Here is a 22,935-nt window from a genome sequence, read left to right on the forward strand (position 1 = left end):
CCGGCGTTCTACCTGCTCCGCGACGCTGCGTCAATGGCTAGTGATCATCGTGCAGGGACCGCAACATAACCAGGACCCGGGGCCAGGCCGGGGACTCCGGGTCGATCAGCCCGAAATGCTCGCATCCGGGCAGTTCGACAAGGGAGATGTCGGATCCCGCGGCACGCGCCGCCGCCACGAACTCCCGGCTCATCGTCACCGGCACCTGCTGGTCGGCCGAACCATGCATGACTACTGTGCGTGTCTGAGTCGGCACCAATGACCGTGGATCAGTCGCCGCGTACCGGTCCGGGACCTGCGCCGGGCCGCCGCCGAGCAGCGCCGCCACCGCGCCCGAGTCCAGGTCCTGCCGGTACGCCTCAACCAGGTCGGCCACCGGGGCCAGGGCGAGCACGCCGCCCACCGTCGCGGGCGCGGTGGCCGCCACGTACAGCGCCAGGTGGCCACCGGCGGAGTGGCCGATCAGGATCGGGGCGGCCCGGGACACCTGGCCGGGCAGCGCCTCGGCGGCCAGCCCGGGCAGTTCGGCGACCCCGGTCAGCACGTCGGTCATGGTCCCCGGCCAGCCGCCGCCCGGCTGCCCGGTGCGCCGGTACTCCAGTTGCGCCACCGGGTGGCCGGCCGAGGCGAGCGCGGCGGCCAGCGGCCCGGTGTGCCGCCGGTCGTACTCGGCCCGCCAGAAGCCACCGTGCACCACGACGACCAGTGGTCGTGCCGGGCCGGCGCCGGCCGGTTGCCGCAGGTCGGCCACCTGGTCGGGGTGGTCGCCGTACGCCACGGTCCGGTCGGGCTCCGGAGCGGGCCGGGTCAGCACGGCGCGCGGGTCGGCAGGCATGGCGCGACGGTAGCGCGCCCCGCCCGGGTGGTTCGGCCCCGGGAGTCGGTCCCGGGGGGCATGGGTTGCGCCCGCTGGGTAAAGATGGACCCCATGACCGAAGCGCACTCCGACGCACAAGACGACGAGACCGACCGCGACGATTCCGGCCACTCCGGCACCGTGGTGGTGGTCGGCCCGGACGGTCGGCCGATCGGCACGGTGCAGACCGAGGAGGGGCAGGGCGAGGACCCGACCCGCCTGGTCGAGCAGCCGGCCAAGGTCATGCGGATCGGCAGCATGATCAAGCAGTTGCTGGAGGAGGTCAAGGCGGCCCCGCTCGACGACGCCAGCCGCAGCCGGATGCGTGAGATCCACGAGCGGTCCATCGTCGAGCTGAAGGAGGGCCTCGCCCCCGAGCTGCGCGACGAGTTGGAGCGGATCTCGCTGCCGTTCACCGAGGACAAGGCCCCGAGCGAGAGCGAACTGCGGATCGCGCACGCCCAGCTCGTCGGCTGGCTGGAGGGTCTGTTCCACGGCATCCAGGCGGCCCTGGTCGCTCAGCAGATGGCCGCCCGGGTGCAGCTGGAGCAGATGCGCTCCGGCCGGCAGGCGCTGCCCAGCGGTCCCGGCGGGATGGTGCCGGGGATGCCGGGCATCGGCCAGCCGAGCGGTGGCGAGGGGCACAACACCGGCCAGTACCTCTGACCCGGCCGGCTCAGTCCAACCCGAAGATCTTCTCCAGGTACGCCGCCACGCCGTCCTCGGAGTTCGCCGCGGTCACCTCGTCGGCGACCGCCAGGACGGCGCGGTGTGCGTTGGCCACCGCCACGCCCCTCCCGGCCCAGCTCAGCATCGGCACGTCGTTGGGCATGTCGCCGAAGGCCAGCACATCCGCCGCGCGCACCCCGAGCCGGTCGCAGTACCAGTCCAGCCCGGCAGCCTTGGTCACCCCGGCTGCGGAGATCTCCACCAGCCCCGAGGACGACGAGTGCGTCGCCTCGGCCAGCCCGGCCACCGCCGCGGCGACCAGCGCGACGAACGCGTCCGGGTCCTGCTCGCCGGCGCGGGCGAGCAGCTTCACCGCCGGGGCCGAGAGCAGCTCCTCCGGCGTCTCGACCGGGCGGATCATTTCCGGGTCGGTGTCCCAGCGCAGCGGGTAGTCGGCCTCGTGCCGCATCTGCCGGCTGTCGAGGATCTCCACCGCGAAGCTGATCCCGGGCACCTCGGCGCGCAGCCGTCGGGCCACCTCGGCCAGGTGCTGCGGCGCGAGCGGGTCCGCCCGCAGCACCTCGTCCTCGAACGGGTCGTAGACCACGGCGCCGTTGGCGCAGACCGCCGGCAGCGGCTCGGCCAGCTGGTCGTACACCATCTTCAGCCAGCGGACGGGACGGCCGGTGACCAGCACGACCGGCGTGCCCCGCGCGGAGATCCGGGCCAGCACGTCGGCGGTGTGCGGGCTGACGGTGTGGTCGTCGCGGATCAGCGTGCCGTCGATGTCGGTGGCGATCAGTCGGGGCGTCTCTCCCATCACCGGGACAGTAGCCGGTCCAGATACACCGCCACCCCGTCGTCGTCGTTGCGGAGGGTCACCTCGTCGGCGGCGGCACGGACGGCGGGGTGCGCGTTGGCCACCGCCACCCGGGACCAGCCGGCCCATTCGAACATCGGCAGGTCGTTGGGCATGTCACCGAAGACCAGCACGTCGGCGGGGTCGACCCCGAGCGTCTGCGCGACCACGGTCAGCCCCGTCGCCTTGTCCACCCCTGGCGGGCAGATCTCGATGAACCCGAGCCCGGCCTGGGTGAGTGTGGCGACCTGCGGCGGGACGATCCGGCGGGCCACGGCCAGCAGCTCGTCCACGTGGTGGTCGGCGGTCCGGGCGAAGGCCTTGATCACGTCGCAGGAGAGGCACTCCGCGCGGGTACGCGCCTCGAACCTGTCCTGGTAGGGCCAGCTCGCGTGATAGTCGCCCCAGAGCGGGGCGTCGTGCTCGTCGGAGGCCTCGACCATGACGGTCAACGGGCCCACCTCGGCCTCCAGGTCGGCGAGCAGCCGGGCCAGCACCTCGCCGGCCAGTCGCTCCTCGCGGAGCACCACCGGGCCGGTCGGGTCGCTCTGGTCGACCACCCACCCGCCGCCAGCCATCACCAGAAAGTCGGCGGCCCGGATGTCGTTGCGGCTCAGCTCGGTCAGCCGCGGTCCGCGCCCGGTCGCGCCGACCACCGGAATGCCGGCGGCCCGCACCCGGTCGAGCACCCCATGGGTGTACGCGGAGACGGTGTCGTCGCTGCGAACCAGCGTCCCGTCAAGGTCGGTCGCGATCAGCTTGGGCAGTCCCGGGCGGGTCATCGTTCCTCCTTCGCCCGCCGCCGTCGCAGCCTGCCGTGCGGTACTGGTGCCGAGACCCGGCGTTACGGCGGGCAGCAACCGTACCTCGCGGAACAGGTCGCAACCATGGCTTCCAGGCGAATCGGGCACCAACGCACGGCGCACCGCCGGTGTCCACGAATCGCAGGTCAGGCGGTGCGGGCAGAGCGTCGGACCGCGCCCCTGACGCGGCTCAGGCCGGGGGTTCGGGGCGGGCGAACGGAGCGGCCGAGGTGACCGTCAGGTCGGCCGGCGGGGGCGGGCCGTCCTCGTCGATCGGGCCGCGGTCCCGACGGCGGCGCCAGCCTCGTCCCGCCGCACCGTCCCCGGCCCGGTCGTCCTCCGCCGGCCCCGCCGGTGCGCCGATCGCAGCGGCCGCTGGCAGCCGCAGCGCGAGACCGAGCAGCACGCACGCGATGAACGCCATCACCAGGCCGCGACCGTACTCGACCCCGAAACCGTCCTGCGGTGAGTAGTAGAGGCTGCGCTCACTGGGGTCGTCGAGAGTGCCCGTTGCGACGGCCAGCAGCGCCAGCAGGGCGCCGGCGAGCGTAAGCCCGGCCAACCGGGCGTTCGGCCGGACAGTCGCCGTGCCCCGCAGCGCCAGCGCGACGGTGCAGACCAGGCCGAGCAGCCCGACCAGGTAACCGACTCCCAGGCCGCCGACCTCGGAAACCCCGACGGGCACCTCGATCGTGGTGTTCCCCTCCGGGCCGCCGTTCGGCATGGTCATCACCAGCCACTCCCCGACCAGCGAGGCGACCCCGGCCACCGCGCCGAGCCCCGCGAGCAGCAGAGGCAGCCGGGGGTCCCGGGCGAAACTGGCCAGGGTTCGGCCCAACGCGCGCCGCCGCGTCGGATCGTCGGCACCCCACTCGACCACGGCGGGGCCGTCGGACCGCTCGCCTTGCCGGGGGATCGGCAGCTCCTCGGACATCGGCCATCCTTCCGCCGGTCACGGGCCTGCGTCGAATCATGGCACAGCCGACGGGTGGTGACGGGAATCGCAGGGCCGGCGTCCGTGCCGGTCGGTCGCCCGGTGGTCGCCTATCCGCTAGCGTTCTGGTCATGCCTATCCGTACCGCTTCCGCACAATGGCAGGGCAATCTCACCGAGGGTTCGGGCACCGTCCGCACCAGTAAGGGCGGCCTGTCGGGCACCTACTCCTTCAAGTCACGCTTCGAGGAGGGCGAGGGCACCAATCCCGAGGAGCTGATCGCCGCCGCGCACTCCGGCTGCTTCTCGATGGCGTTCTCGAAGGCCCTCGCCGACGCCGGCTCGACGCCCACCTCGGTCGACACCACCGCCAAGGTCCACCTGGACAAGACCGACGCCGGGATGACCGTGACCCGGATCGAGCTGGAGACCGTCGGCCAGGTGCCGGGCATCGACGACGCGGAGTTCCAGAAGCTCGCCGAGACCGCCAAGGCCAACTGCCCGATCTCACGCCTGCTCTCGCCGGGCGCCGAGATCACCCTCACCGCCCGCCTGGCCTCCTGAGCCGGTCGACCCGTACGCCGCGCGTTCACGGACAGGGTCTCCGCCCGCAGTCGGGCGGCCGCTCTCTCCGTGAACGCGCGGATCCCGGCCCAGCGCCGCTGATCGTGACCCGTCGGTTGGCACGAGGTCGGGCAGAATGGGTGGGGTGCCGGTGGAGATGACTCGCGAACGCTTCGAGGAGCTGGTCGGCGACGCCCTCGACGAGGTGCCCGAGGAACTGCTCGGCCTGATGAGCAACGTGGTGATCCTGGTCGAGGACGACCCGCCCCCGGGCGAGCCCGACCTGCTGGGCCTCTACGAGGGGCACGCGCTCACCGACCGGGGCTGGGACTACTCGGGTGTGCTGCCGGACCGGATCTTCATCTACCGCCGCCCGATCCTGCGGATCTGCGACAACGACGAGGACGTCGTCGACGAGGTGGCGGTGACCGTGGTGCACGAGATCGCCCACCACTTCGGCATCGACGACGCGCGGCTGCACGCGCTGGGCTGGGGCTGAGCGCGACCGATCGCCGCCTGACCGATCCGCCGCGCCGCTCGGCCGATGGCCCGTGGTTGCCCTGGTCGCCTACCGTCGGTGCAGCGACCGCGACCTTTTCAGGAGGCACCTTTCATGCGCAGCGAGCTGTTCTCCACGGAGAATCTGGAGAAGGAGTCCGCACAGCCCGGCATGCGGCTGCAGAACTCCAAGATGTTGAAGATCGAGCTCAACGGCGAGGCGATGGCCCGGGTCGGGTCGATGGTCGCCTACCAGGGGCAGGTGCAGTTCCAGGCGCTGGGCTCGGGCGGGCTCGGCAAGTTCCTCAAGCAGAAGCTCACCGGCGAGGGCGTCCCGCTGATGAAGGTCTCCGGTCAGGGTGACGTCTTCCTCGCCGAGCTGGCCAAGGACGTGCACATCATCGACCTTGAGCCGGGCGACGCGCTCTCCATCAACGGCTCCAGTGTGCTCGCCTTCGACTCCACCCTCCAGTACGACATCAAGATGGTCGGCGGCGCCGGGATGGCCTCCTCTTCCGGCCTGTTCAACTGCGTGTTCAGTGGGTACGGCCGGATCGCCATCACGACCAGGGGCACTCCGGTGGTGTTGAACGTGGACGCCCCGACGTACGTCGACCCGCAGGCCGCGGTCTGCTGGTCCGCCAACCTCCAGACCGGCTACCACCGGGCCGAGCAGCTCGGCCTCGGCACGCTCCTCGGGCGACGCACCGGCGAGTCCTTCACGATGAGCTTCGCCGGCCAGGGCTTCGTTGTGGTGCAGCCCTCCGAGGAGCCGCCGATCATGGGCAGTGGCGCGCAGCAGCAGGAGGGCGGCCTGCTCGGCGGTCTGCTGAGCTGATCACACCGGTGCCGGCGCTCCCGGTCCAGGGCGTGCCGGCACCCGCGTTCAGCTCAGTTCGCCGCTGCGCAGCTGGGCCAGCCAGGCCGCCGCGTCCGCGTAGTCGGCGTCGGAGAGGCCGGCCGGCGCCGGCACCGGCCGCTCGCCCGCCGTCTCGGCCCACCGGTGCCGGGGGTACGAGCCCAGGAAGCGGACGTCGGCGCAGACCCGGCGCAGGCCCTGCAACGCCTCGCCCAGCCGTGCGTCGGCCACGTGCCCCGTGCAGTCCAGGAAGAAGACGTACCGGCCCAGCGCCTCGCCGGTCGGGCGGGACTCGATCCGGGTCATGTTGACCCCCCGGACGGCCAGCTCCATCAGCACCGACAGCAGTGCGCCGACCCGGTCGTGGGCGATGTAGACCGCGAGCGAGGTGAGGTCGTCGCCGGTCGGCGGCGGGGGCGGCCCGGGGCGGGAGACGAGCGCGAACCGGGTCACCGCGTCCGGATGGTCGGCGATCTTGTCGGCGAGCACCGCGAGGCGGTGCCGGGCCGCACCGATCGGCGCGCAGATCGCGGCGTCGTACTCGCCCGCCCCGGCGCCGCCGGCGGCGGCGCCGTTGGAGAGCACGTCGACCACCACCGCGTCGGGCAGGTGGTCGCGCAGCCAGCCCCGGCACTGGGTGGACGCCTGCGGGTGGGCCGCCACGGTGCGGACCGAGGTCAGCGAGGTGCCCGGGCGGGCACCGAGCAGGAACTCCACCGGCAGGACCACCTCCCGGGTGATCACCAGTGGCTCGCCCTCGGCCATCTCGTCGAGGGTGACACCGACCGCGCCGCCGATCGAGTTCTCCAGCGGCACCAGCGCGGCGTCGGCGTCCCCGGCCCGAACGCTGTCCAGCGCCTCACCCACGCTGCGGGCGGGCGTACGGTTGCCGCGTTCGGCGGCGGGGACGGTGCGCAGCGCCTGTTCGGCGAAGGTGCCCTCCGGGCCGAGGTAGACGAAGCGCGTCGGCGGTGTTCCTGGCATGCGGACCAGCCTACGCACCCGGTCCGAGGACCGGCCCGGCGTCGCAGGCGAGCGTCCGGATCCCCACCGGACCGGTGGCACGTACCTCGATGGTGCACACGTCGGTGCCGGCGGTGACCAGCTCCGGCGCGGCGACCCGACCGCGGGTGACGACCTGGAGTTCCTCGTGCCCGGTCACCTCCAGCACGGTGTACTGCCAGTCGGCGGCGCAGAGCGGCCCGGTGCGGACCCGGACCCGGACGTTGTCCGGAAGCACGCCGCCCCGGCCGCGCAGCAGCTGCACGATCCGCTGCCCGGTTGGCCCGTTCTGGCAAAGCGTCGCGACCAGTCCCGCGTCCGGGGTGGCGGTCGCGGTGCCGACCGGCGGGGTGGCGGGCGCGGTGCTCGGGGCGCCGGTCGGGCCGGGTGCCGTCGGGGCGCCGGTGCCGGTCGGCGTGCTGGTCGGCTCCCGCAGCTCGGGCGGGGCGCCGCAGCCTGTCAGCGCTCCGAAGGCGAGCAGCGCGAGCGCCGCCCGCAGGACCCGGGTCGTGGGTAGCGCGCGGGTCGCCACCGGATCGTGGGTCGCCTGTGGGGCGTGGGTGATCGCCCGCGGTGGGGTGGACACGCGGCAAAACGGGGTGAACGGCACTGGCCGATCCTCGGGACATCGGAGAACGTCGTCGTGGCCGGGGTGGCCGAGCCCATCGTAGGGGGAGCGGCCGAACGGGTGAAGCTCAGCCGAGGACGCGGTGCCCGGCACGCTCCAGGGCGGCCGTGCCCTCCGTCAACCGCACGGCCGGCACCAGCAGGTAGTCGGTATCGAAGGTGGAGAACGTGACCACGCTGACCCGGGCCTCGGCGAGCGGGTCGACAAGCGCGGCCAGGGTGTCGGTGCCGGCCACGTCCACCGGGCCGGCGACACGCAGGCAGCGCCAGACGGTCTCCACCACGGCCTGTGCGGGGGCCCGCTCGGTCGGGCAGATCACCGAGATCCCGTCGGCCGTCCAGCTCACGGTGACCACGTCGGTGCGACCCAGCCCGCTCGACAACGCGTCCGGCAGGGTGGAGCCGGCGGCCAACCGGCACACGGCGTACTCCCCCGGCAGCAGAGCGATATCGAGCATGAGGGCACCTTACGGCCTCGGTGCGGACCCACCCCAGCATCGCCGCGTGCGGCGAACGACACACTCCGTCGCAGGTCAGACCTCGGAGAAGAAGGTGAGCGAGCCGGCCACGGCACCGTGGGCGAGCACCGGGGTGGAGATCGCGTCGACGGTCGCGTCGGAGCTGTTCGCCGAGGCCGCCTGCACCCGGAGCAGACCGCGGGCGAGCCGGCCGGACGAGAGCGCCAGCAGGGGCGGAATCTTGTCGATCTCGGCCTCGGTCAGCTCGCCGCGGTTGGCGGTGAAGTCCAGTAGGCGCAAGCCGCCGTCGAGCAGCGGCCGCCCGATCAGGCCGTCCGGCTCGCCCAGGCAGAGCAGCTCGCAGCCGGCCGTGGAGATCGCGATCACCCGGGTTTCGGCGTCGATCAGCAGGCACGGCTCATCGGCCCGGCCGACCGTCGAGGACCACTGGCCGAAGTTGTCGGACTCCGGCTCTGTCGAGGCCCGCGCCGCCGGCACGAACACTTCCGAGAGCGAGAGTTCGACGTGGGCCACCGAGCCTCCTATGTACACCGACGGACTGTCCACGCTAGCGGGTCGCCGACGAAACCACCGAGCGCACCGGGCCACCGGCCGCACTGCCTGAGCCGGGGCGGCAAGTGACGGCGCGAGAGCCGGTGGGGTGGACGGGGACCGGAGCCGCGTGGCGTCGCCGGTGACGTTACCGGCGGTTGGCCGGCTTGTCAGCGGCCGTTCGGCCCTCGTCATACCACCGGTAGTCGGCGGTGTGACGGTACGTGCCGTTCAGCCAGGTGCCCGGGTGCTGCGCGACCCGGGACAGCTTCTCGGCCGTGGCGGGGCTGATCCGGCTGCCGCCGGCCACGAGGAGCCGGTCAAGCTCCCGGTGGGTGGCCATCAGACAGTCCTTCGGCAGGCCGTAGACGCTGATCACGCCGGAGCCGACGAAGGTCAGCACCGGCGTCACCGGCACGGTCAGCCGCACCGCGGTGGAGAGAGCCTTGCTGGCCCGCTTGGCATCCCGGCGGGCCTCCGCCACGTACGGCGGGCGCTTGCCGTTGATCTGCACGACGTCCCCCGCGACGAGCACACGGGCCCGGCCGTGGTCGGCGATGGTCACCGCGAACAGGCCGCTCGGCCCGATGGCGAGGAACCCGGCGCGCTCGTCCTGACCACGGTCGAGCAGGACGTCGGCCACATCGGTGCGGGGCCACTCGATGACGTGCCAGGCCGGCCCGAGATGGTCGAGCTGGCCCAGGGCCCGTGCTCCGGCCGCCTCCAGCCTCCGGGCGCCCCGCTCGGCCCGACGACGGCGGGCCCATTCGAGCGGTGTCGGACGGACCGGTGCGAGAACCCCCGGCGCCTCGACGCGGGGATGGGGCACCGCGACGGGCGGCAGTGCCCGGGCGGTTGGTACGGCTCGTCGTGCGGGAAAGACAGTCATCGCGACCTCCGGCAAAAGGTCCCTCGAAGTTATGTCCCCACTACCCTACGTTGACACTCCCCGTGTTGGGCAAGCCGGAACGCCGGAGTGACTGTGGATGAATGCCATATTCATCCACAGTTCTTTTCTCGGATGCCGCCAAACCCTGCCCTACGCTGCGGGAGTGACCCACTACGTCGACAGCGAAGTCGGCCGGCTCGGCACCGTACTGCTGCACCGGCCCGGCCCGGAACTGGCCCGGCTCACCCCCCGCAACAACGACTCACTCCTGTTCGACGCGATCCCCTGGGTCGGTCGGGCCCAGGAGGAGCACGACGCGTTCGCCGCCGCGCTGCGCGAGCGCGGCGTCGAGGTGCTCTACCTGGCCACCCTGCTGGCCGAGACGTTGGCCGTCGCGGACGCCCGGGCCGAACTCACCGAGCAGGTGCTCCGCTCACGCCGGCTCGGTGACACCCTGCGCGCCCGGGTCGCCGACCACCTCTCCTACCTGGACCCGGTCGCGCTGGCCGACGTGCTCACCGCCGGGCTGGCCCACGAGGAACTGCGGATCAGCTCGGAACGGCCCGGCGGCCTGGTCTACACCCTGATGGACCGGCACGACTTCGTCATCGACCCGCTGCCCAACCTGCTCTTCACCCGGGACTCGTCGCTGTGGATCGGCGACCGGGTCGGAGTCACCAGCCTGGCCATGCCGGCCCGCCGCCGGGAGACCACCCTCACCGACGCCATCTACCGCCACCACCCGCGCTTCGCCGGCACCGAGTTCGTCTACCGCCCGCACCTGGAGCACCTGGAGGGCGGGGACGTGCTGCTGCTCGCACCCGGGGTGCTGGCGGTCGGGGTGGGTGAGCGGACGACCCCGGCCGGTGCCGAACGGCTCGGCCGGCAGGTCTTCGCCGCCGGGCTGGCCCACACCATCCTGGTGGTGCCGATCGCCCAGGAGCGCGCCACCATGCACCTGGACACCGTCTGCACGATGGTCGACGTGGACGCCGTGCTGATGTATCCCAACGTCGCCAGCACGCTCTCCGCGTACACCGTGATCGCCGGCGCGGACGGCGAGGACCCACGGGTGGACGGCCCCGCGCCCTTCCTGCGGGCCGCCGCCGACGCGATGGACCTCGACCAGCTCCGGGTCATCGACACCGGGCTCGACCCGGTCACCGCGGAACGCGAGCAGTGGGACGACGGCAACAACACGCTCGCCCTGGCACCCCGGCTCTGCGTCGGCTACGAGCGCAACACCGAAACCAACGCCCAGTTGGAGCGGGCCGGCATCGAGGTGATCCCGATCGCCGGCTCGGAGCTGGGCTCCGGGCGGGGTGGGCCGCGCTGCATGTCCTGCCCGATCACCCGCGACCCCTTGAAGGAAGGGCCCCTTGTTAACGCCTAGTGCATAACAAGGGGCCCTTCCTAACGTCAGCGGAGGGTGAGCTGGCGACCGAGCAGCCCCTGGCGGGCCCGGCGGCCGGCGGCGTCCAGCGGGTCGGTGGCGGCGAGGGCCTCGGCGTACCGCTTGGCGAACTGCGCCACCGGGTCCTCCCAGTCGGTCGCCGGAGTCTCCTCCGGCAGGTCCCAGACCGGCACCAGCCGACCGTGCGCGCGGAACATGCCGGCGAACCGGGTCTGCTCGCCCAGCGGCAGCGTGCCAGCCGCGCCGAGCCGGGCCAGCGCGTCGAGGGCGGCGTCCTCCTCGTCCGGCAGCACCCAGCGCACGTGCGCCTTCTCCGGGACCTGGCACCAGTACGCGGCCTTCGCCGCGGTCAGCCGCACCGTCGGGTAGATGGCCGCGTTCGCCCGCTCCAGCGACGCCTGCACGGTCGGGTCGTCCGTGGCGCCAGGGTCGAGCCAGAACTCGAACCCGTCGTGCATGGTGATCTCCAGTGGGCCGTCCACCAGGACGTCCTGCAGTCGGGGGCCTGGCCCGGGCAGCGGCGGCACGGCCACCTGGCCGCCCGGCTCGGTCCGCAACGCGCACAGCAGCGCCTCGGCCAGATCCCGGGAGACGTCACCGGACTGCTGGTGACGTTGCATACCGATGAGCACCCGGCCGTCCGGCTTGGTGATCGCCGGGGCGGCCATCGGCAGCACCGTGGCCAGCGTGACCGGCCGGTCCCCGAACTCTTCGACAAGGGCGGGCGACAGCCGCAGCGGCGCGGATGCGGCGGGCACCAGCTCGCGCAGCGCGATCCACTCGGGCTCGTCGACCAGCCCCTCGAACGGTCGGGGCACGAAGATGTCCCGCACCTTGTCCCGACGGGGGGCGGTGTCGGCGGCGGCGCGCTGGCTCTTTCGACGCTTGCTCACGGCGTCACAGCCTAGAGGCCCGACCGGCTCGTCGTGGGCGGGACCCGCCACCGGCGGTCAGTCAGCCCGCCGGCACCAGGTCGGGCCGGGGTGCCGGGGCCGGATCGAACTCCGCCCAGACGCGCTGGCCCAGACCGTCCCGCTCGACGCCCCACCGGGTGGCCAGACCGGCCACGATGTGCAGCCCCCGGCCATCCGCCGCGTCGGGGTTGGCCGTCCGGATCCGTGGCCTGGTGCCCGCGCCGCCATCGGTCACCCGCAGCTGGATCCGCGGCCCGTCGACCGAGGGCCGCAACCGCCAGGCCACCCGGACCACGCCGCCGGGCAGCGGTCGGGCGTGCCGCACCGCGTTGCCCACCAGCTCGGCGAGCACTGCGATCAGGTCCGCGAGGAGCGTCGGGGGTACGACCTCCGCCAGGTCGTCGGCAAGCCGGTGCCGGGACAGCCGCGCTCCGGTGGGATGGTGGGGGACCACCACGCACCATGCCCGTTCCTTCGCTGCCACCGTCGCCTCCACGTCGCGCCACCGCCGGTCAACCACGCGGCAGCCGCACCTCTGCGACCGTACCGCCGCCGGCCCTCGGACGTAGGGATACCCATCCATTCTGCTGTTCAACGATCCGGCGGACGAGATAGAGGCCGAGCCCCGCGCCCGGGTAGCCGCGCCGGTCGCCGGACTCGCCCTGCCAGAACCGGTCGAACGCCCGCTCCACGTGCTCCGGGCGGATGCCGATGCCCCGGTCGCTGACCCGGAAGGCCACCAGCTGACCGTCGACCGCGGCGGTGATCTCGATCGGCGCGTGCGGCGCCGAATACTTGCCGGCGTTGGTCGTCAGCTCGGTCAGCACGGTGACCAGGCTGGGCCGGTGGCCGAGTGCCTTGGGCAGGTCCGCCGGGAGGCGGAGCACCAGTCGGCGGCGCAGCTCCGCCGGCAGGTCGACGACCGCGGAGCGCAGCGCCTCGCCGAGGTCGAACGGGGTGGGCGGGTCGTCCCCCGGCCCCGCCTCGGCGGCCGAGGAGAGCAGCCGGTCGACCAGCCGGGCCAGCTCGTTGGCGCGCTGCCCGATCACCCGGGCGGCCTGCCGCCGGTCCGACTCGATCAGCGAATCCCAGTGGTCGGTGAGGGTGTCCGCGTACCCCTTGATCACGGTGACCGGGGTGCGCAGCTCGTGGCTGGTCACCGCGACGAACAGCTCGCGGTCGTGGTCCCGACGCTGCTGGTCGGTGATGTCGCGGAAGGTGACCACCCGCAGCGTGCCCGGGCCGGGCAGCTCGCCGGAGGTGATCCGCAGCCAGCGCCCGTCCGGCAGGCGGTGGTCGCGGACCTGGCCGGACGGCGGCAGCGGGAACGGCAGCGGGCGGCTCAGAGCCTGCTCGGCCGCCCGGCCGGTGACCTGGGCGGCGGCCGGGTTCCAGAGTCGGACGTGCCCGTCCCGGTCGACCACGGCCAGCCCGTCGGCGAGCGCGGCCACCACCGGCCCGTCGCCGTGCACGGGCAGCCCGGTCTGGTCGCCGTACATGTGCGCGATGCAGGAGGCGAGGTAGGCGACGACCCCCTGCTGCTCGGCGCTCGGCTCCTCGTCGCCCGGGTAGAGCGCGTGCAGGCTGCCGACGGTGTGACCGCCGATCTCGGCCCGGGACACCACCATCCGGCGCAGGCCGCAGCCGGCCAGCTCGTCGGCGAGCTTGCCGCTGAGGTGGGCGACCCGGGTCTGGCGGACCCGGGGGCCGGAGAGCAGGCAGACAGTGTCCGGGTCGTCGGCCGCCAGCGGGCGGCCGAGGATCCACTCCGCCGCCCCCGTCGCGGCGATCACCCGACCACCGGTCGGGCCGAACTCGGCGAACGCCATGCCGGCCGCGCCGAGCGCGGGTTGGGCCACCCGTAGCAGCTGGGTGAGGACCGGCAGGCCGGCATCGCCAGAGTTGATCATCTCGATCACGACGGTGTGGCCGGCGATGAGAGCGGGGAAGTCGATACGCTCCGGCATGTGCCGAGTGTGCCCCGCCGACCCGGATTTCGGCACCCCTGCCGGGTGGGCGCCGGTCAGCGGTCCAGCCGGGCCAGGGCGTGCGCGGGCCGGTCGGTGATGATCCCGTCCACCCCGGCGGCCAGGACCAGCTCCAGGTCCGCCGGGTCGTTGACCGTCCAGACGTACACCTCGTTGCCGGCCGCACGCAGCGCGGGCAGCAGTTGCGGGCGAGCCCGGACCAGGCCGATACCCGGCCCGGCGATGCGCGTGCCGAACGGCAGCCGCCCCAGGCGGAGCCAGCGCGGCAGCACCTCCAGCAACAGCACCGTGGGCAGCGTCGGTGCCAGCTCGTGGACCCGCCGGACCGCCAGCGGGGAGAACGACATGACGGTGACCTGGACCGGGTCGTCCGGCGCCGGGTCGGTCAGCCCGTACCGGCGCAGCAGGGCGACCAGCCGCCGCTCCACGTTCGAGCCGTAACGGGACGGGTGCTTCGTCTCCACCAGCAGCCGGACCGGACGGCCGGCGGCCAGCACCGCGTCCAGCAGCCGGGCCAGGGTCAGCAGCCGGGTGTGCGACTCGTCGGGCGGCACGTCACCGCTCGGCGTGCCGCCGGGATGCCACGAGCCGAAGTCCAGCGCATCCAGCTCGGCGAGCGTACGCGCGCTGACCAGGCCGCGACCGTTGCTGGTGCGGTCCAGTCGGCGGTCGTGCACGCAGACCAGATGCCCGTCCCGGGTCAGCCGGACGTCGCACTCCAGACCGTCGGCGCCCTCGTCGAGGGCACGCAGGTAGGCGGCGAGGGTGTGTTCCGGAAGGTCGTATGAGGCGCCGCGGTGCGCGAAGACCAGAGGCCCGCCCATCCCGGCCGCCTTCAGATGACCTGGCCGGGCTGCCCGTTGGCGTCGACCACCGGGCGGCCGACGGCGGCCCACTGGCGCATCCCGCCGTCGGCGTTGCGCACCTGCTCCCAGCCGTTGTTGACCAGGTAGGCGACGACCTGGGCGGAGCGCCCGCCGGAGCGGCAGATGACCGCCACGTCCCGGTCGGTCGGCACCTCGGCCAGCCGCGCCGGCAGCTCCATCATCGGCAGGTGGTGGGCGCCGGGAGCGTGGCCGGCCGCCCACTCGTCGTCTTCCCGCACATCGAGCAGGTAGGTGTCGTCGGCGATCTCGGTCACGGGCACGGTGGGAACCTGGGGTCCGAACACAGGTACCAACACTAGATCCTCGTCGGCCGGATCGGCATCGACCCGGCCGTCGGCACCATCACAACCGGGTCACCCACCGTGGGTTGGCCTGAGTCCAGGCCGGCACCCTGGTGCCGCGTACGGCCTCGAAGAGCCCGCTGCCGCCGTTGTCCAGCATCACGTACGAGACCTCGCCGATGGTCTGCGGAGACGAGGGCACCTGGACACCCCGCAACCCGTCGGCCGGCAGCGCGCGCAGCGCGAGGAGCAGGTCCTCCAGGGGTACGCCGTTGGTGTCGACGGTCAACGAGCCGCCGACCGCCCGGAGCACCTGGTCCAGCTTGACCGGGTTGCTGCGCAGGTCCGCCTGGCCGGCCCGGTCCAGCATCGCCTTGAGCAGTTGCTGCTGGTGGTGCTGCCGGTCGTAGTCGCCGCCGGGCAGGTCGTAGCGCTGCCGTACGTAGTCCAGCGCCTGCGCGCCGTCCATCTGCTGACAGCCGGTGGGGAAGACCCGGTTGGTGTGGATCGAGCGGACTTCGGTGTCCACGCACATCCGCACCCCACCGAGCAGGTCGATCACCTTCCGGAAGCCGGAGAAGTCGATCAGCGCGGCACCGTCGAACCGGATCCCGGTGAGTCGGGTCAGGGTGGCGGAGAGCAACCGTGTGCCGGCCTGCCCGCCTCCGCCGTGCTCGTACGCCGCATTGATCTTGTCCTGGCCGCCGGGGAAGCCGTTCGTCGGCGGGATGGCCACCAGCAGGTCACGCGGGATGGAGACCAGGTACGCCTCCCTGCGCCCGGCGGGTACGTGCACGATGAGGATGGTGTCCGAACGTTGGTCCGGCCCGCTGCCGCCGGGCCGGCGGTCGGAGCCGACCAGCAGGTAGTTCAGTGGCCCGTGCAGATCGGTCCGGTCGGTGCGGGCGTCGAGGTCGAGCAGGATCTCCTTGGCCACCGCTCGGTCGTACCGGTGGCTGAGCGTCTTGAGCCCGACCACGGCGAGCCCGGCCAGCAGGACGAGGGCCAGGCCGATGCCGAGCAGGATCCGCGACCCACGGGCGCGGCGCCGACGGGCGGCTCCGGCCTCGTCGGCCCGGTCCGCCTCGTTCCGCCCCGACCTGGACGTGACCGCCTCCCCGCAGCCGATACGTGAAACCTGCTCACGTCAGGCTACGGGCGGTGACGGGACGGTCGCCGGCTTTCCGGGACTTTCGGTCGGCCGCCGCCTGCGGAAGGACCCGTCACTTCCGGCTGGAGATCATCTCCGGGTGGGCGAAGACGAATTCGCCCAGCTTGTCCTGCTTCATCGCCCGGAACATCTCCATGGTCTCCTCGTTCAACGCCTCGCGCTTGTTGGCGTTGCCGTTGAACGTGCCGTTGTTGGTCTTGAGCATGGTCAGGTCGTTCGCGGCCACCCCGCGCAGGGTGAAGATGAACTTCTCGATCGGCACACCGCCGGTGTCCAGCACCAACGCCTTGCCGGCCGCCTTGGTCAGCTGCTGGAGCTTCGCCGGGTTGGTCAGCATGCCGCCGTCGGTGGCCTTGCGGGCCATCGCCTTGATCAGCTGCTGCTGGTTCTGCTGGCGGTCGTAGTCGCCACCGGGCAGCCCGTAGCGTTGCCGGGCGTAGTCCAGGGCCGCCCAGCCCTCCATCTGCTGGCAGCCCTTCTTGTGCACCACCGTGGTCATCTGCTTGCCGGTCTTCTTGGCGTCGGCGTTCCACATCGGCTCGCCGTCGACGAACGACATGTGCTTCGACTTGACCTCGTGACTCACGCAGATCTTCACGGTGCCGAGGGTGTCGATGACGTTCTTGAAGCCACCGAAGTTGATGATCGCCGCACCGTCGAAGCTGACTCCGGTGAGCCGCTTGATCGTCTGCGCCATCAGCTGGGCGCCACCCTCCCAGCCGCCGCCGTTGCGGGCGCCCGCCTGGAAAGCGGCGTTGATCTTGTCGGTGCCACCGTCGAACCCGCTCGTCGGGAACGCCGGGATCTGCGCCTCGGTATCCCGGGGGATGGAGATCAGGTACGCCTGGTCGTGTGAGGCCGGGATGTGCAGGATGATGATGCTGTCCGACCGGACGTCGTCCGCGGCCCAGCGCTCCCGCGCGTCCACGCCGAGCAGCAGCATGTCGATCGGGCCGTCCAGGCTCGCGCCGCCCTCGGCGTCGGACTTGCTGGCGTCACCGAGCAGGTTCCGCTGGGCGATGTCCCCGGTCGCCTGGCTGATCAGCACCTTGCTGCCGACGATGCCCACTCCGCTGCTGAGCATCAGCACGGCACCGAAGATCACCGTCAGTCGGGCCCAGAGCGGGTCCCTGCGCTTCGGGCGCTTCTTCGCCGGCCCGCCGCCCGAGCGGCCACCGCCGCTGGAGCGGCCACCGCCGCCGGGCGGGCGACCACCCGGGCCGCCGCCCGCGGGGCCCGGCTGCATCGGAATGGACGAGGCGATCCGGCCGCTGGGGACGGCGGACCCGGTAGACGAAGGGCGACGGCTGGCCTGAACCGGCATGCGTGCTCCAGCTCGTGATCAGGAGGGGGGCGGCACCACTGTACGTACATCGATTCGACTTGGCGAGTTCATCCCGGGTCAATCCGGACGCCGATTTCGCCGAGGTCGGTCGATCATCGACACCTGATGACCCGAACGGGCGGCTGCCTTTCGGGCAGCCGGCCCGGTCGCCACGGGTCGTACCCATCGTCGGCCGTCCCGCGGGTCAGCCGCCCTCGGTGCCGTTGGGCTGGTTGGCCTTGACCCAGTCCGCCATGGTGTCCGCCGACATGGCCCGGTACATCGCCAGCGCCTTCTCCCGGTCGGAGACCACCACCGACTCGCCGTTGATCGTCTGGCTGCCCGAGTTCGGGCTGGTCACGAAGGTGAGGTTCTGGCCGCGCAGGTTGCGGAACTGCAGGGCCATGTCCGTCACCGAGAAACCCTCGTCGACGGTGGCGGCCGCGGTCACCGACTGGAGGAAGCCGTTGAGCTTCTTCGGGTTCGCCAGCGTGCCCGTGCTCGCCGCCTTGTCCAGCAGCGCCCGGAGGAACTCCTGCTGGTGCCGCATCCGGGCGAAGTCGCCGTCCGGGAACTGCTTGCGCTGGCGGATCCAGTCCAGCGCCTCCGCGCCGTCCATGTGGTTGGTGCCCTTGGTGAACGTCCGGTACGGCTTGTGGATCGAGGTGATGGTCCGCTCCACCTTCAGGTCGACCCCGCCGAGGGCGTCGGTGACCTGCTTGAAGCCGGCGAAGTCGATCGCCATCACGTGATCGATCCGGACGTCGGTGAAGCACTCCACGGTGCGGACCGCGAGCGGCAGCCCGCCGAACGCGAACGCCGCATTGATCTTCGCGCGCTGGCCGGAGCCGCAGTCCGCGCCGGCACTCTGCGGGATCGGCACGTAGAGGTCACGAGGGATGGAGACCAGGTACGCCTCCTGGTGGTCGGCCGGGATGTGCATCACGATGATCGTGTCGGCCCGCCACTGGTTCTTCGTGTCGACCGGAGCGTCCGGGTCCCGGGAGTCGCTGCCGACCAGCAGGATGTTCAGCGCGCCGTCGACGGTCTTGGCCGGCCGGCCACCGGTGATCTCCGCGAACGGATCGGTCCGGGCCAGGTCGCCGTCGAGGTTGCGCGCGTACAGCCAGGCGCCGATGCCGCCGAGCAGCGCCAGCACCAGCACCGCGATCCCGGCGACCAGGCCGATCCGACCCCAGCGCGGCCGTGGGCCGCGCCGGCCCGGCCCGCCGGCGCCACCCGGCCCACCCGGTCCGCCGGGCCCCCGCGGCCCCGCCGGGCCGCCCGGCCGAGGCAGCTCCTCATCGGGCGACGGGTACCAGCGCGTCTCGCTCGGACGGGCACGTCCGGAGGCGCCCCGGTCGGGGCCGGGCACGGAGGCACGCCCGGCGCTGCGGTGCAGGTACGGGTGCGGAACGCCGGCAGACGAGGTCGCTGACATGTAACTCAGGGTACGTAGGACGAGCCACTACCGCCCTCAGGCGACACTCAGCCAGCTGTCGTGCGTCGCCGGCCGGTTACCCTAGCCGCGCCCGGAAGTGCTCGATCGTGCGTCGCAGGCCGTCTTCGGGCGCCACGGCCGGCTCATATCCGAGCAGTTCGCGGGCGAGGGTCAGGTCCGGGCGGCGCATCTCCGGGTCATCCGAGCTCCGAGTGATGTACGTCACTTCCGAGTTGCTGTCGGAGAGCGACACGATCAACTCAGCCAGTTGCCGCATGGTGAGCTCGTGCTCGGTGCCGCAGTTGATCGGACCGGTCTCGGTCGAGTCGAGCAGCAGCAGGATGCCTCGCACCAGGTCCTCGACGAAACAGATGGACCGGGTCTGGTTACCGGTGCCGTGCACGGTGAGCGGCTCGCCGCGCAGCGCCTGGGAGATGAAGGTCGGGATGGCGCGGCCGTCGTCCGGGCGCATCCGCGGGCCGTACGTGTTGAAGATCCGGACGATCGCCGCGTCGAGCCCGCGGTGGCGGTGGTACGCCATGGTGGCCGCCTCGGAGAAGCGCTTCGCCTCGTCGTAGACGCTGCGTACCCCGATCGGGTTGACGTTGCCCCAGTAGGTCTCGCGCTGCGGGTGCTCCTTCGGGTCCCCGTACGCCTCGGAGGTGGAGGCCATCAGGAACCGGGCGCCATCGGCGACCGCGCGGTCGAGCAGGTGCAGGGTGCCCACCGAGCCGACCCGCAGGATCTCCACCGGCAGGTGGGCGAAGTCGGTGGGGCTGGCCGGCGACGCCATGTGCAGGATCGCGTCGAACCGCTCGGCCAGCGCCGGGTGGTGCGTCGGCAGACCGTCGGAGATGTCCGCCTCGACCAGGGTGAAGGTCGGCCGGTCCAGCAGGTGGGCGACGTTCTCCTTGGACCCGGTGACGAAGTTGTCCAGCGCCACCACCGTGCAACCCCGGGCGATCAGGGCGTCCACCAGGTGCGACGGGACGAAACCGGCGCCGCCGGTGACGAGAATGCGGTGACCGGAACCGAAGCGCTCAGCAACCTTCATGCCGATCAGCCTACCGACCCCCGGAATTAAGGAAGGGCCCCCTGTTAACGCCTGGCGTTGTACAGGGGGCCCTTCTTAACAAGGTGCCGCGGTTAGTGGGCGCCGGCGCCGGTGAGGGCGCGGACCTCCAGCTCCGCGTACTTGTCCTCGTCGTGCTCCTTGGAAACGAGGGTGCCGATCCATCCGCACAGGAAGCCGAACGGGATGGAGAGGATGCCCGGGTTGGACAGCGGGAACCACTGCCAGTCGTGCTCCGGGAACATCGACGTCGGCGCCCCGGAGACCACCGGCGAGAAGAACACCAGCAGTACGGCCGAGATCAGCCCGCCGTAGATCGCCCACACCGCGCCGGAGGTGTTGAACCGCCGCCAGAACAGGCTGTAGAGGATCGCCGGCAGGTTGCCCGAGGCGGCCACGGCGAACGCCAGCGCCACCAGGAATGCCACGTTCAGGTTCTGCGCGAAGATCGACAAGGCGATCGAGACCGCGCCGATCACCAGGGCGGAGATCCGGGCGACCCGTACCTCCTGCCGCTCCGACGCCTCGCCCCTCCGCATGACGTTTGCGTAGAAGTCGTGCGCCAGGCTGGACGAGGAGGCCAGAGTCAACCCGGCGACCACCGCCAGGATCGTGGCGAAGGCGACCGCCGCGATGATCGCCAGCAGAGCGGCCCCACCCACGTCGCCGCCGAGGAAGTCGATGCCGAGCGCCTCGGCCAGCTGTGGCGCGGCCGTGTTGCCCGCCTTGTCCTGTGCGGTGATCGCCTCGCTGCCTACCAGCGCGGCGGCGCCGAAGCCCAGGGCCAGGGTGAGCAGGTAGAACGTGCCGATGATGCCGATCGCCCAGAGCACGCTCTTGCGGGCCGCCTTCGCGGTCGGCACGGTGTAGAAGCGGATCAGGATGTGCGGCAGGCCGGCGGTGCCGAGCACCAGGGCGATGCCGAGCGAGAGCAGGTCCATCTTGCTGTAGAAGGTCTTCAGCGCGTCGCCGGGTGTCTCCACCCCGTAGCGGAGTCCGGGTTCCAGGAAGGCGGCTCCCTTGCCGGAGGCGTCCGCGGCGTCGCCGAGCAGCGAGGAGAGGTTGAACTTGTACTTCGCCAGCACCAGCAGGGTCATCACCAGCGCGCCGCTCATCAGCAGGAACGCCTTGACGATCTGCACGTAGGTGGTGCCCTTCATGCCACCCACGGTGACGTAGATGATCATCAGGGCGCCGACCATGATGATGGTGGCGATCTTCGCGGCGTCCGCGTCCATGCCGAGGAAGGTGGTCCCCGGCTTGATGCCGAGCAGCAGTGCGACCAGCGCGCCGGCGCCCACCATCTGGGCCAGCAGGTAGAAGATCGACACCGTGATGGTCGAGACCGCCGCCGCTGTACGCACCGGACGCTGGCGCATCCGGAACGCCAGCACGTCGGCCATCGTGTACCGGCCGGAGTTGCGCAGCAGCTCCGCGACCAGCAGGAGGGCGACCAGCCAGGCGACCAGGAAGCCGATGGAATAGAGGAAGCCGTCGTAGCCGTAGAGCGCGATGATGCCGGCGATGCCGAGGAACGAGGCGGCCGACATGTAGTCGCCACCGATCGCCATACCGTTCTGGAAGCCGGAGAAGGACCGGCCGCCCGCGTAGAAGTCGGTCGCGGTCTTGGTCTGCCGGCTGGCCCAGATGGTGATGGCCAGGGTCACGGCCACGAAGACCAGGAAGAGCGTGATGGTCAGGTTGCGGGCGGTGTTGCTGCCCGCCTCGGCCGCGAGGAGCGGGTTAGCCGCGAGGACCGTCTTCATGGGTCACCTCCCCGATCTCGGCACGGATCCGGTCGGCGACCGGGTCGATCTTCCGGTCCGCGTACCGGGAGTAGAGCCAGGCGATCACGAACGTGGAGACGAACTGGAGCAGGCCGAAGATCAACGCGACGTTGATGTTGCTGCCGAACAGCTTCGTGCCCATGAAGTCCCGGGCGTACGCGGAGAGAATGACGTAGAGCGCATACCACAGGAAGAACGCGACGGTCATCGGGAAGACGAAGCCGCGCAGCGCGCGCCGCAGCCCGGCGAACTCGTCCGACCGTTGTACGGCCAGGTATCTGTCCGGCTGGGAAGCGGTCGACGCGGGTGTGTCCGTGGACATCTGTGGATCACCACCTTCACAGGCGTTGGAGGAGTTTCGCGCACGGTAAAGAGCGCGCTCCCCGCCGGGGAAGGCCGAGATCGACGCCGGTCAGCGAGTGCGCCGAGCGGTTGACTGGCTGCGCCGAGTGACCCAGGTCACTCCGGTGACCGGTCGGTCGTCGCGACGGCCGTCAGGACCTGCGTTCAGCCGGGCAGCTCGTGGTAGCGACCGCGGTAGTGCAGCAGCGGGCTGGCCTCCTCGGCCAGGTCGACCGCCTCGATCGTGGCCTCCACCAGCAGCGCCCAGCCGTACTCCCGGGCGGTGTCCAGTCGGCAGCCGACCCATCCGCCGGCGTCCGTCGGGACCGGCCCGTACGGGGTGTCGGTCCATGCCCCGCTGGCGAAGAGCCCACCCGGGGCGGGGAAGAGGCCGGCGAACCGGTCGGCGAGCTGCCGGTGCGGCGGGCCGAGCGGCGCGACCGCGAACCGGCCCGCGTCCTCGATCGCCGCCCAGAGATCGGACTCCGCGTCGATCAGCCCGAGCAGCCGGTCGGGCTCCCCCTCGGCGACCAGGGTGGAGGAGACGGTCAGTCCGGCCGGGCCCGGCGCGGTCCAGAGGGTCACCGGCGCGGCGAGCCGACCACGCAGCCGGCGGACCGGCGACCGTTGCCCGGCCGGCACCGCGAATGGGTCGGTGTGGTGGATCTCGGCGCCCGGCTCATGATTCACGTGAAACATTGTGACCCCACCGCCCCTCTCCGAGGACCCGACCGGCGAAGGTCCG

Annotated in this window: 25 protein-coding genes and 1 pseudogene; 5 read left to right on the plus strand and 21 right to left on the minus strand. The window is 72.0% G+C overall.

Annotated elements, in window-relative coordinates:
- Positions 1-37 precede the first annotated feature (37 nt).
- Positions 38-835, minus strand: coding sequence for an alpha/beta hydrolase family protein (locus ACWD5O_RS03375; RefSeq protein ID WP_354967155.1), 798 nt, complete (start codon positions 833-835; stop codon positions 38-40).
- Positions 836-919: 84 nt separating this feature from the next.
- Here ACWD5O_RS03375 and ACWD5O_RS03380 point away from each other — a divergent pair, with 84 nt between their 5' ends.
- Positions 920-1,522, plus strand: coding sequence for a bacterial proteasome activator family protein (locus ACWD5O_RS03380; RefSeq protein ID WP_354967156.1), 603 nt, complete (start codon positions 920-922; stop codon positions 1,520-1,522).
- Positions 1,523-1,532: 10 nt separating this feature from the next.
- Here the strand turns inward: ACWD5O_RS03380 and ACWD5O_RS03385 are convergent, their stop codons facing one another.
- The 3 genes from ACWD5O_RS03385 to ACWD5O_RS03395 all read right to left on the minus strand — a co-directional run bounded on the left by ACWD5O_RS03385 (position 1,533) and on the right by ACWD5O_RS03395 (position 4,121).
- The gene (locus ACWD5O_RS03385; protein WP_354967157.1) at positions 1,533-2,345 is read right to left on the minus strand and encodes an HAD family hydrolase; all 813 of its coding nucleotides are present in this window, start codon (positions 2,343-2,345) and stop codon (positions 1,533-1,535) included.
- A complete protein-coding gene (locus tag ACWD5O_RS03390; RefSeq protein WP_354967158.1) occupies positions 2,345-3,166 on the minus strand; it encodes an HAD family hydrolase in 822 nt (273 codons plus the stop codon). Before ACWD5O_RS03390 ends, ACWD5O_RS03385 begins: the two co-directional genes overlap by 1 nt.
- Positions 3,167-3,377: 211 nt before the next feature.
- Positions 3,378-4,121 carry a hypothetical protein gene (locus ACWD5O_RS03395; protein ID WP_449939837.1) on the minus strand — a complete coding sequence of 248 codons (744 nt, stop codon included), beginning with the start codon at positions 4,119-4,121 and terminating at the stop codon, positions 3,378-3,380.
- Between the two features lie 131 nt (positions 4,122-4,252).
- Between ACWD5O_RS03395 and ACWD5O_RS03400 the strand changes: the two genes are divergently transcribed.
- From ACWD5O_RS03400 to ACWD5O_RS03410, 3 genes are all read left to right on the plus strand, one after another.
- A complete protein-coding gene (locus ACWD5O_RS03400) occupies positions 4,253-4,684 on the plus strand; it encodes an OsmC family protein (protein ID WP_387325020.1) in 432 nt (143 codons plus the stop codon).
- Positions 4,685-4,835: 151 nt separating this feature from the next.
- On the plus strand, positions 4,836-5,183 hold the full coding sequence (locus ACWD5O_RS03405; protein WP_172899025.1) for a metallopeptidase family protein: 348 nt from the start codon (positions 4,836-4,838) through the stop codon (positions 5,181-5,183).
- Positions 5,184-5,297: 114 nt separating this feature from the next.
- Positions 5,298-6,020, plus strand: coding sequence for an AIM24 family protein (locus ACWD5O_RS03410; protein WP_354967161.1), 723 nt, complete (start codon positions 5,298-5,300; stop codon positions 6,018-6,020).
- A gap of 48 nt (positions 6,021-6,068) precedes the next feature.
- On the opposite strand, the gene pheA is transcribed toward ACWD5O_RS03410, so the two are convergent.
- The 5 genes from pheA to ACWD5O_RS03435 form a co-directional block, all read right to left on the minus strand.
- Complete coding sequence (gene pheA, locus ACWD5O_RS03415) at positions 6,069-7,025, minus strand: prephenate dehydratase (protein ID WP_449939843.1); 957 nt, start codon at positions 7,023-7,025, stop codon at positions 6,069-6,071.
- A 10-nt stretch (positions 7,026-7,035) separates the two neighbouring features.
- The gene (locus ACWD5O_RS03420) at positions 7,036-7,542 is read right to left on the minus strand and encodes a hypothetical protein (RefSeq protein WP_387325180.1); all 507 of its coding nucleotides are present in this window, start codon (positions 7,540-7,542) and stop codon (positions 7,036-7,038) included.
- A 196-nt stretch (positions 7,543-7,738) separates the two neighbouring features.
- Positions 7,739-8,128: an ACT domain-containing protein gene (locus ACWD5O_RS03425; RefSeq protein ID WP_089018469.1), complete on the minus strand. Its 390-nt coding sequence runs from the start codon at positions 8,126-8,128 to the stop codon at positions 7,739-7,741.
- Between the two features lie 75 nt (positions 8,129-8,203).
- On the minus strand, positions 8,204-8,662 hold the full coding sequence (locus ACWD5O_RS03430; protein ID WP_387325028.1) for a hypothetical protein: 459 nt from the start codon (positions 8,660-8,662) through the stop codon (positions 8,204-8,206).
- A gap of 166 nt (positions 8,663-8,828) precedes the next feature.
- A complete protein-coding gene (locus ACWD5O_RS03435) occupies positions 8,829-9,569 on the minus strand; it encodes a hypothetical protein (RefSeq protein WP_354967164.1) in 741 nt (246 codons plus the stop codon).
- Between the two features lie 163 nt (positions 9,570-9,732).
- On the opposite strand from ACWD5O_RS03435, the gene ACWD5O_RS03440 reads away from it, so the two are divergent.
- Positions 9,733-10,962 carry an arginine deiminase gene (locus tag ACWD5O_RS03440; protein WP_354967165.1) on the plus strand — a complete coding sequence of 410 codons (1,230 nt, stop codon included), beginning with the start codon at positions 9,733-9,735 and terminating at the stop codon, positions 10,960-10,962.
- Between the two features lie 26 nt (positions 10,963-10,988).
- On the opposite strand, the gene ACWD5O_RS03445 is transcribed toward ACWD5O_RS03440, so the two are convergent.
- The 12 genes and pseudogenes from ACWD5O_RS03445 to ACWD5O_RS03500 all read right to left on the minus strand — a co-directional run.
- Positions 10,989-11,876, minus strand: a complete 888-nt coding sequence (locus ACWD5O_RS03445; RefSeq protein WP_449939848.1) for a DUF5926 family protein — start codon at positions 11,874-11,876, stop codon at positions 10,989-10,991.
- Positions 11,877-11,937: 61 nt separating this feature from the next.
- Entirely contained in the window at positions 11,938-12,354 is a 417-nt protein-coding gene (locus ACWD5O_RS03450) for an ATP-binding protein (RefSeq protein WP_387325183.1), read from the minus strand.
- A gap of 55 nt (positions 12,355-12,409) precedes the next feature.
- Positions 12,410-13,864, minus strand: a complete 1,455-nt coding sequence (locus ACWD5O_RS03455; protein ID WP_449936796.1) for a PAS domain-containing sensor histidine kinase — start codon at positions 13,862-13,864, stop codon at positions 12,410-12,412.
- A 56-nt stretch (positions 13,865-13,920) separates the two neighbouring features.
- Entirely contained in the window at positions 13,921-14,709 is a 789-nt protein-coding gene (locus ACWD5O_RS03460) for a glycerophosphodiester phosphodiesterase (RefSeq protein WP_354967168.1), read from the minus strand.
- Positions 14,710-14,720: 11 nt separating this feature from the next.
- A complete protein-coding gene (locus ACWD5O_RS03465) occupies positions 14,721-15,056 on the minus strand; it encodes a rhodanese-like domain-containing protein (protein WP_089018477.1) in 336 nt (111 codons plus the stop codon).
- A 58-nt stretch (positions 15,057-15,114) separates the two neighbouring features.
- Positions 15,115-15,990, minus strand: a complete 876-nt coding sequence (locus tag ACWD5O_RS03470; RefSeq protein WP_449936790.1) for an LCP family protein — start codon at positions 15,988-15,990, stop codon at positions 15,115-15,117.
- Positions 15,991-16,276: 286 nt separating this feature from the next.
- Positions 16,277-17,470 (minus strand): LCP family protein, encoded by a 1,194-nt coding sequence (locus tag ACWD5O_RS03475; RefSeq protein ID WP_387325041.1) that lies wholly within the window; start codon positions 17,468-17,470, stop codon positions 16,277-16,279.
- A 283-nt stretch (positions 17,471-17,753) separates the two neighbouring features.
- On the minus strand, positions 17,754-18,989 hold the full coding sequence (locus tag ACWD5O_RS03480) for an LCP family protein (protein WP_450084469.1): 1,236 nt from the start codon (positions 18,987-18,989) through the stop codon (positions 17,754-17,756).
- 76 nt (positions 18,990-19,065) lie between these two features.
- The gene (locus tag ACWD5O_RS03485; RefSeq protein WP_387325047.1) at positions 19,066-20,043 is read right to left on the minus strand and encodes an NAD-dependent epimerase/dehydratase family protein; all 978 of its coding nucleotides are present in this window, start codon (positions 20,041-20,043) and stop codon (positions 19,066-19,068) included.
- Between the two features lie 92 nt (positions 20,044-20,135).
- Entirely contained in the window at positions 20,136-21,827 is a 1,692-nt protein-coding gene (locus ACWD5O_RS03490; RefSeq protein ID WP_449936784.1) for a solute symporter family protein, read from the minus strand.
- Positions 21,805-22,170, minus strand: a complete 366-nt coding sequence (locus ACWD5O_RS03495) for a DUF485 domain-containing protein (protein ID WP_449936782.1) — start codon at positions 22,168-22,170, stop codon at positions 21,805-21,807. Before ACWD5O_RS03495 ends, ACWD5O_RS03490 begins: the two co-directional genes overlap by 23 nt.
- 185 nt (positions 22,171-22,355) lie before the next feature.
- Positions 22,356-22,907, minus strand: a pseudogene (locus ACWD5O_RS03500) (flavin reductase family protein); the annotation flags it as partial.
- Between the last annotated feature and the right edge of the window lie 28 nt (positions 22,908-22,935).

It is taken from the genome of Micromonospora sp. NPDC005161 (assembly GCF_053599855.1).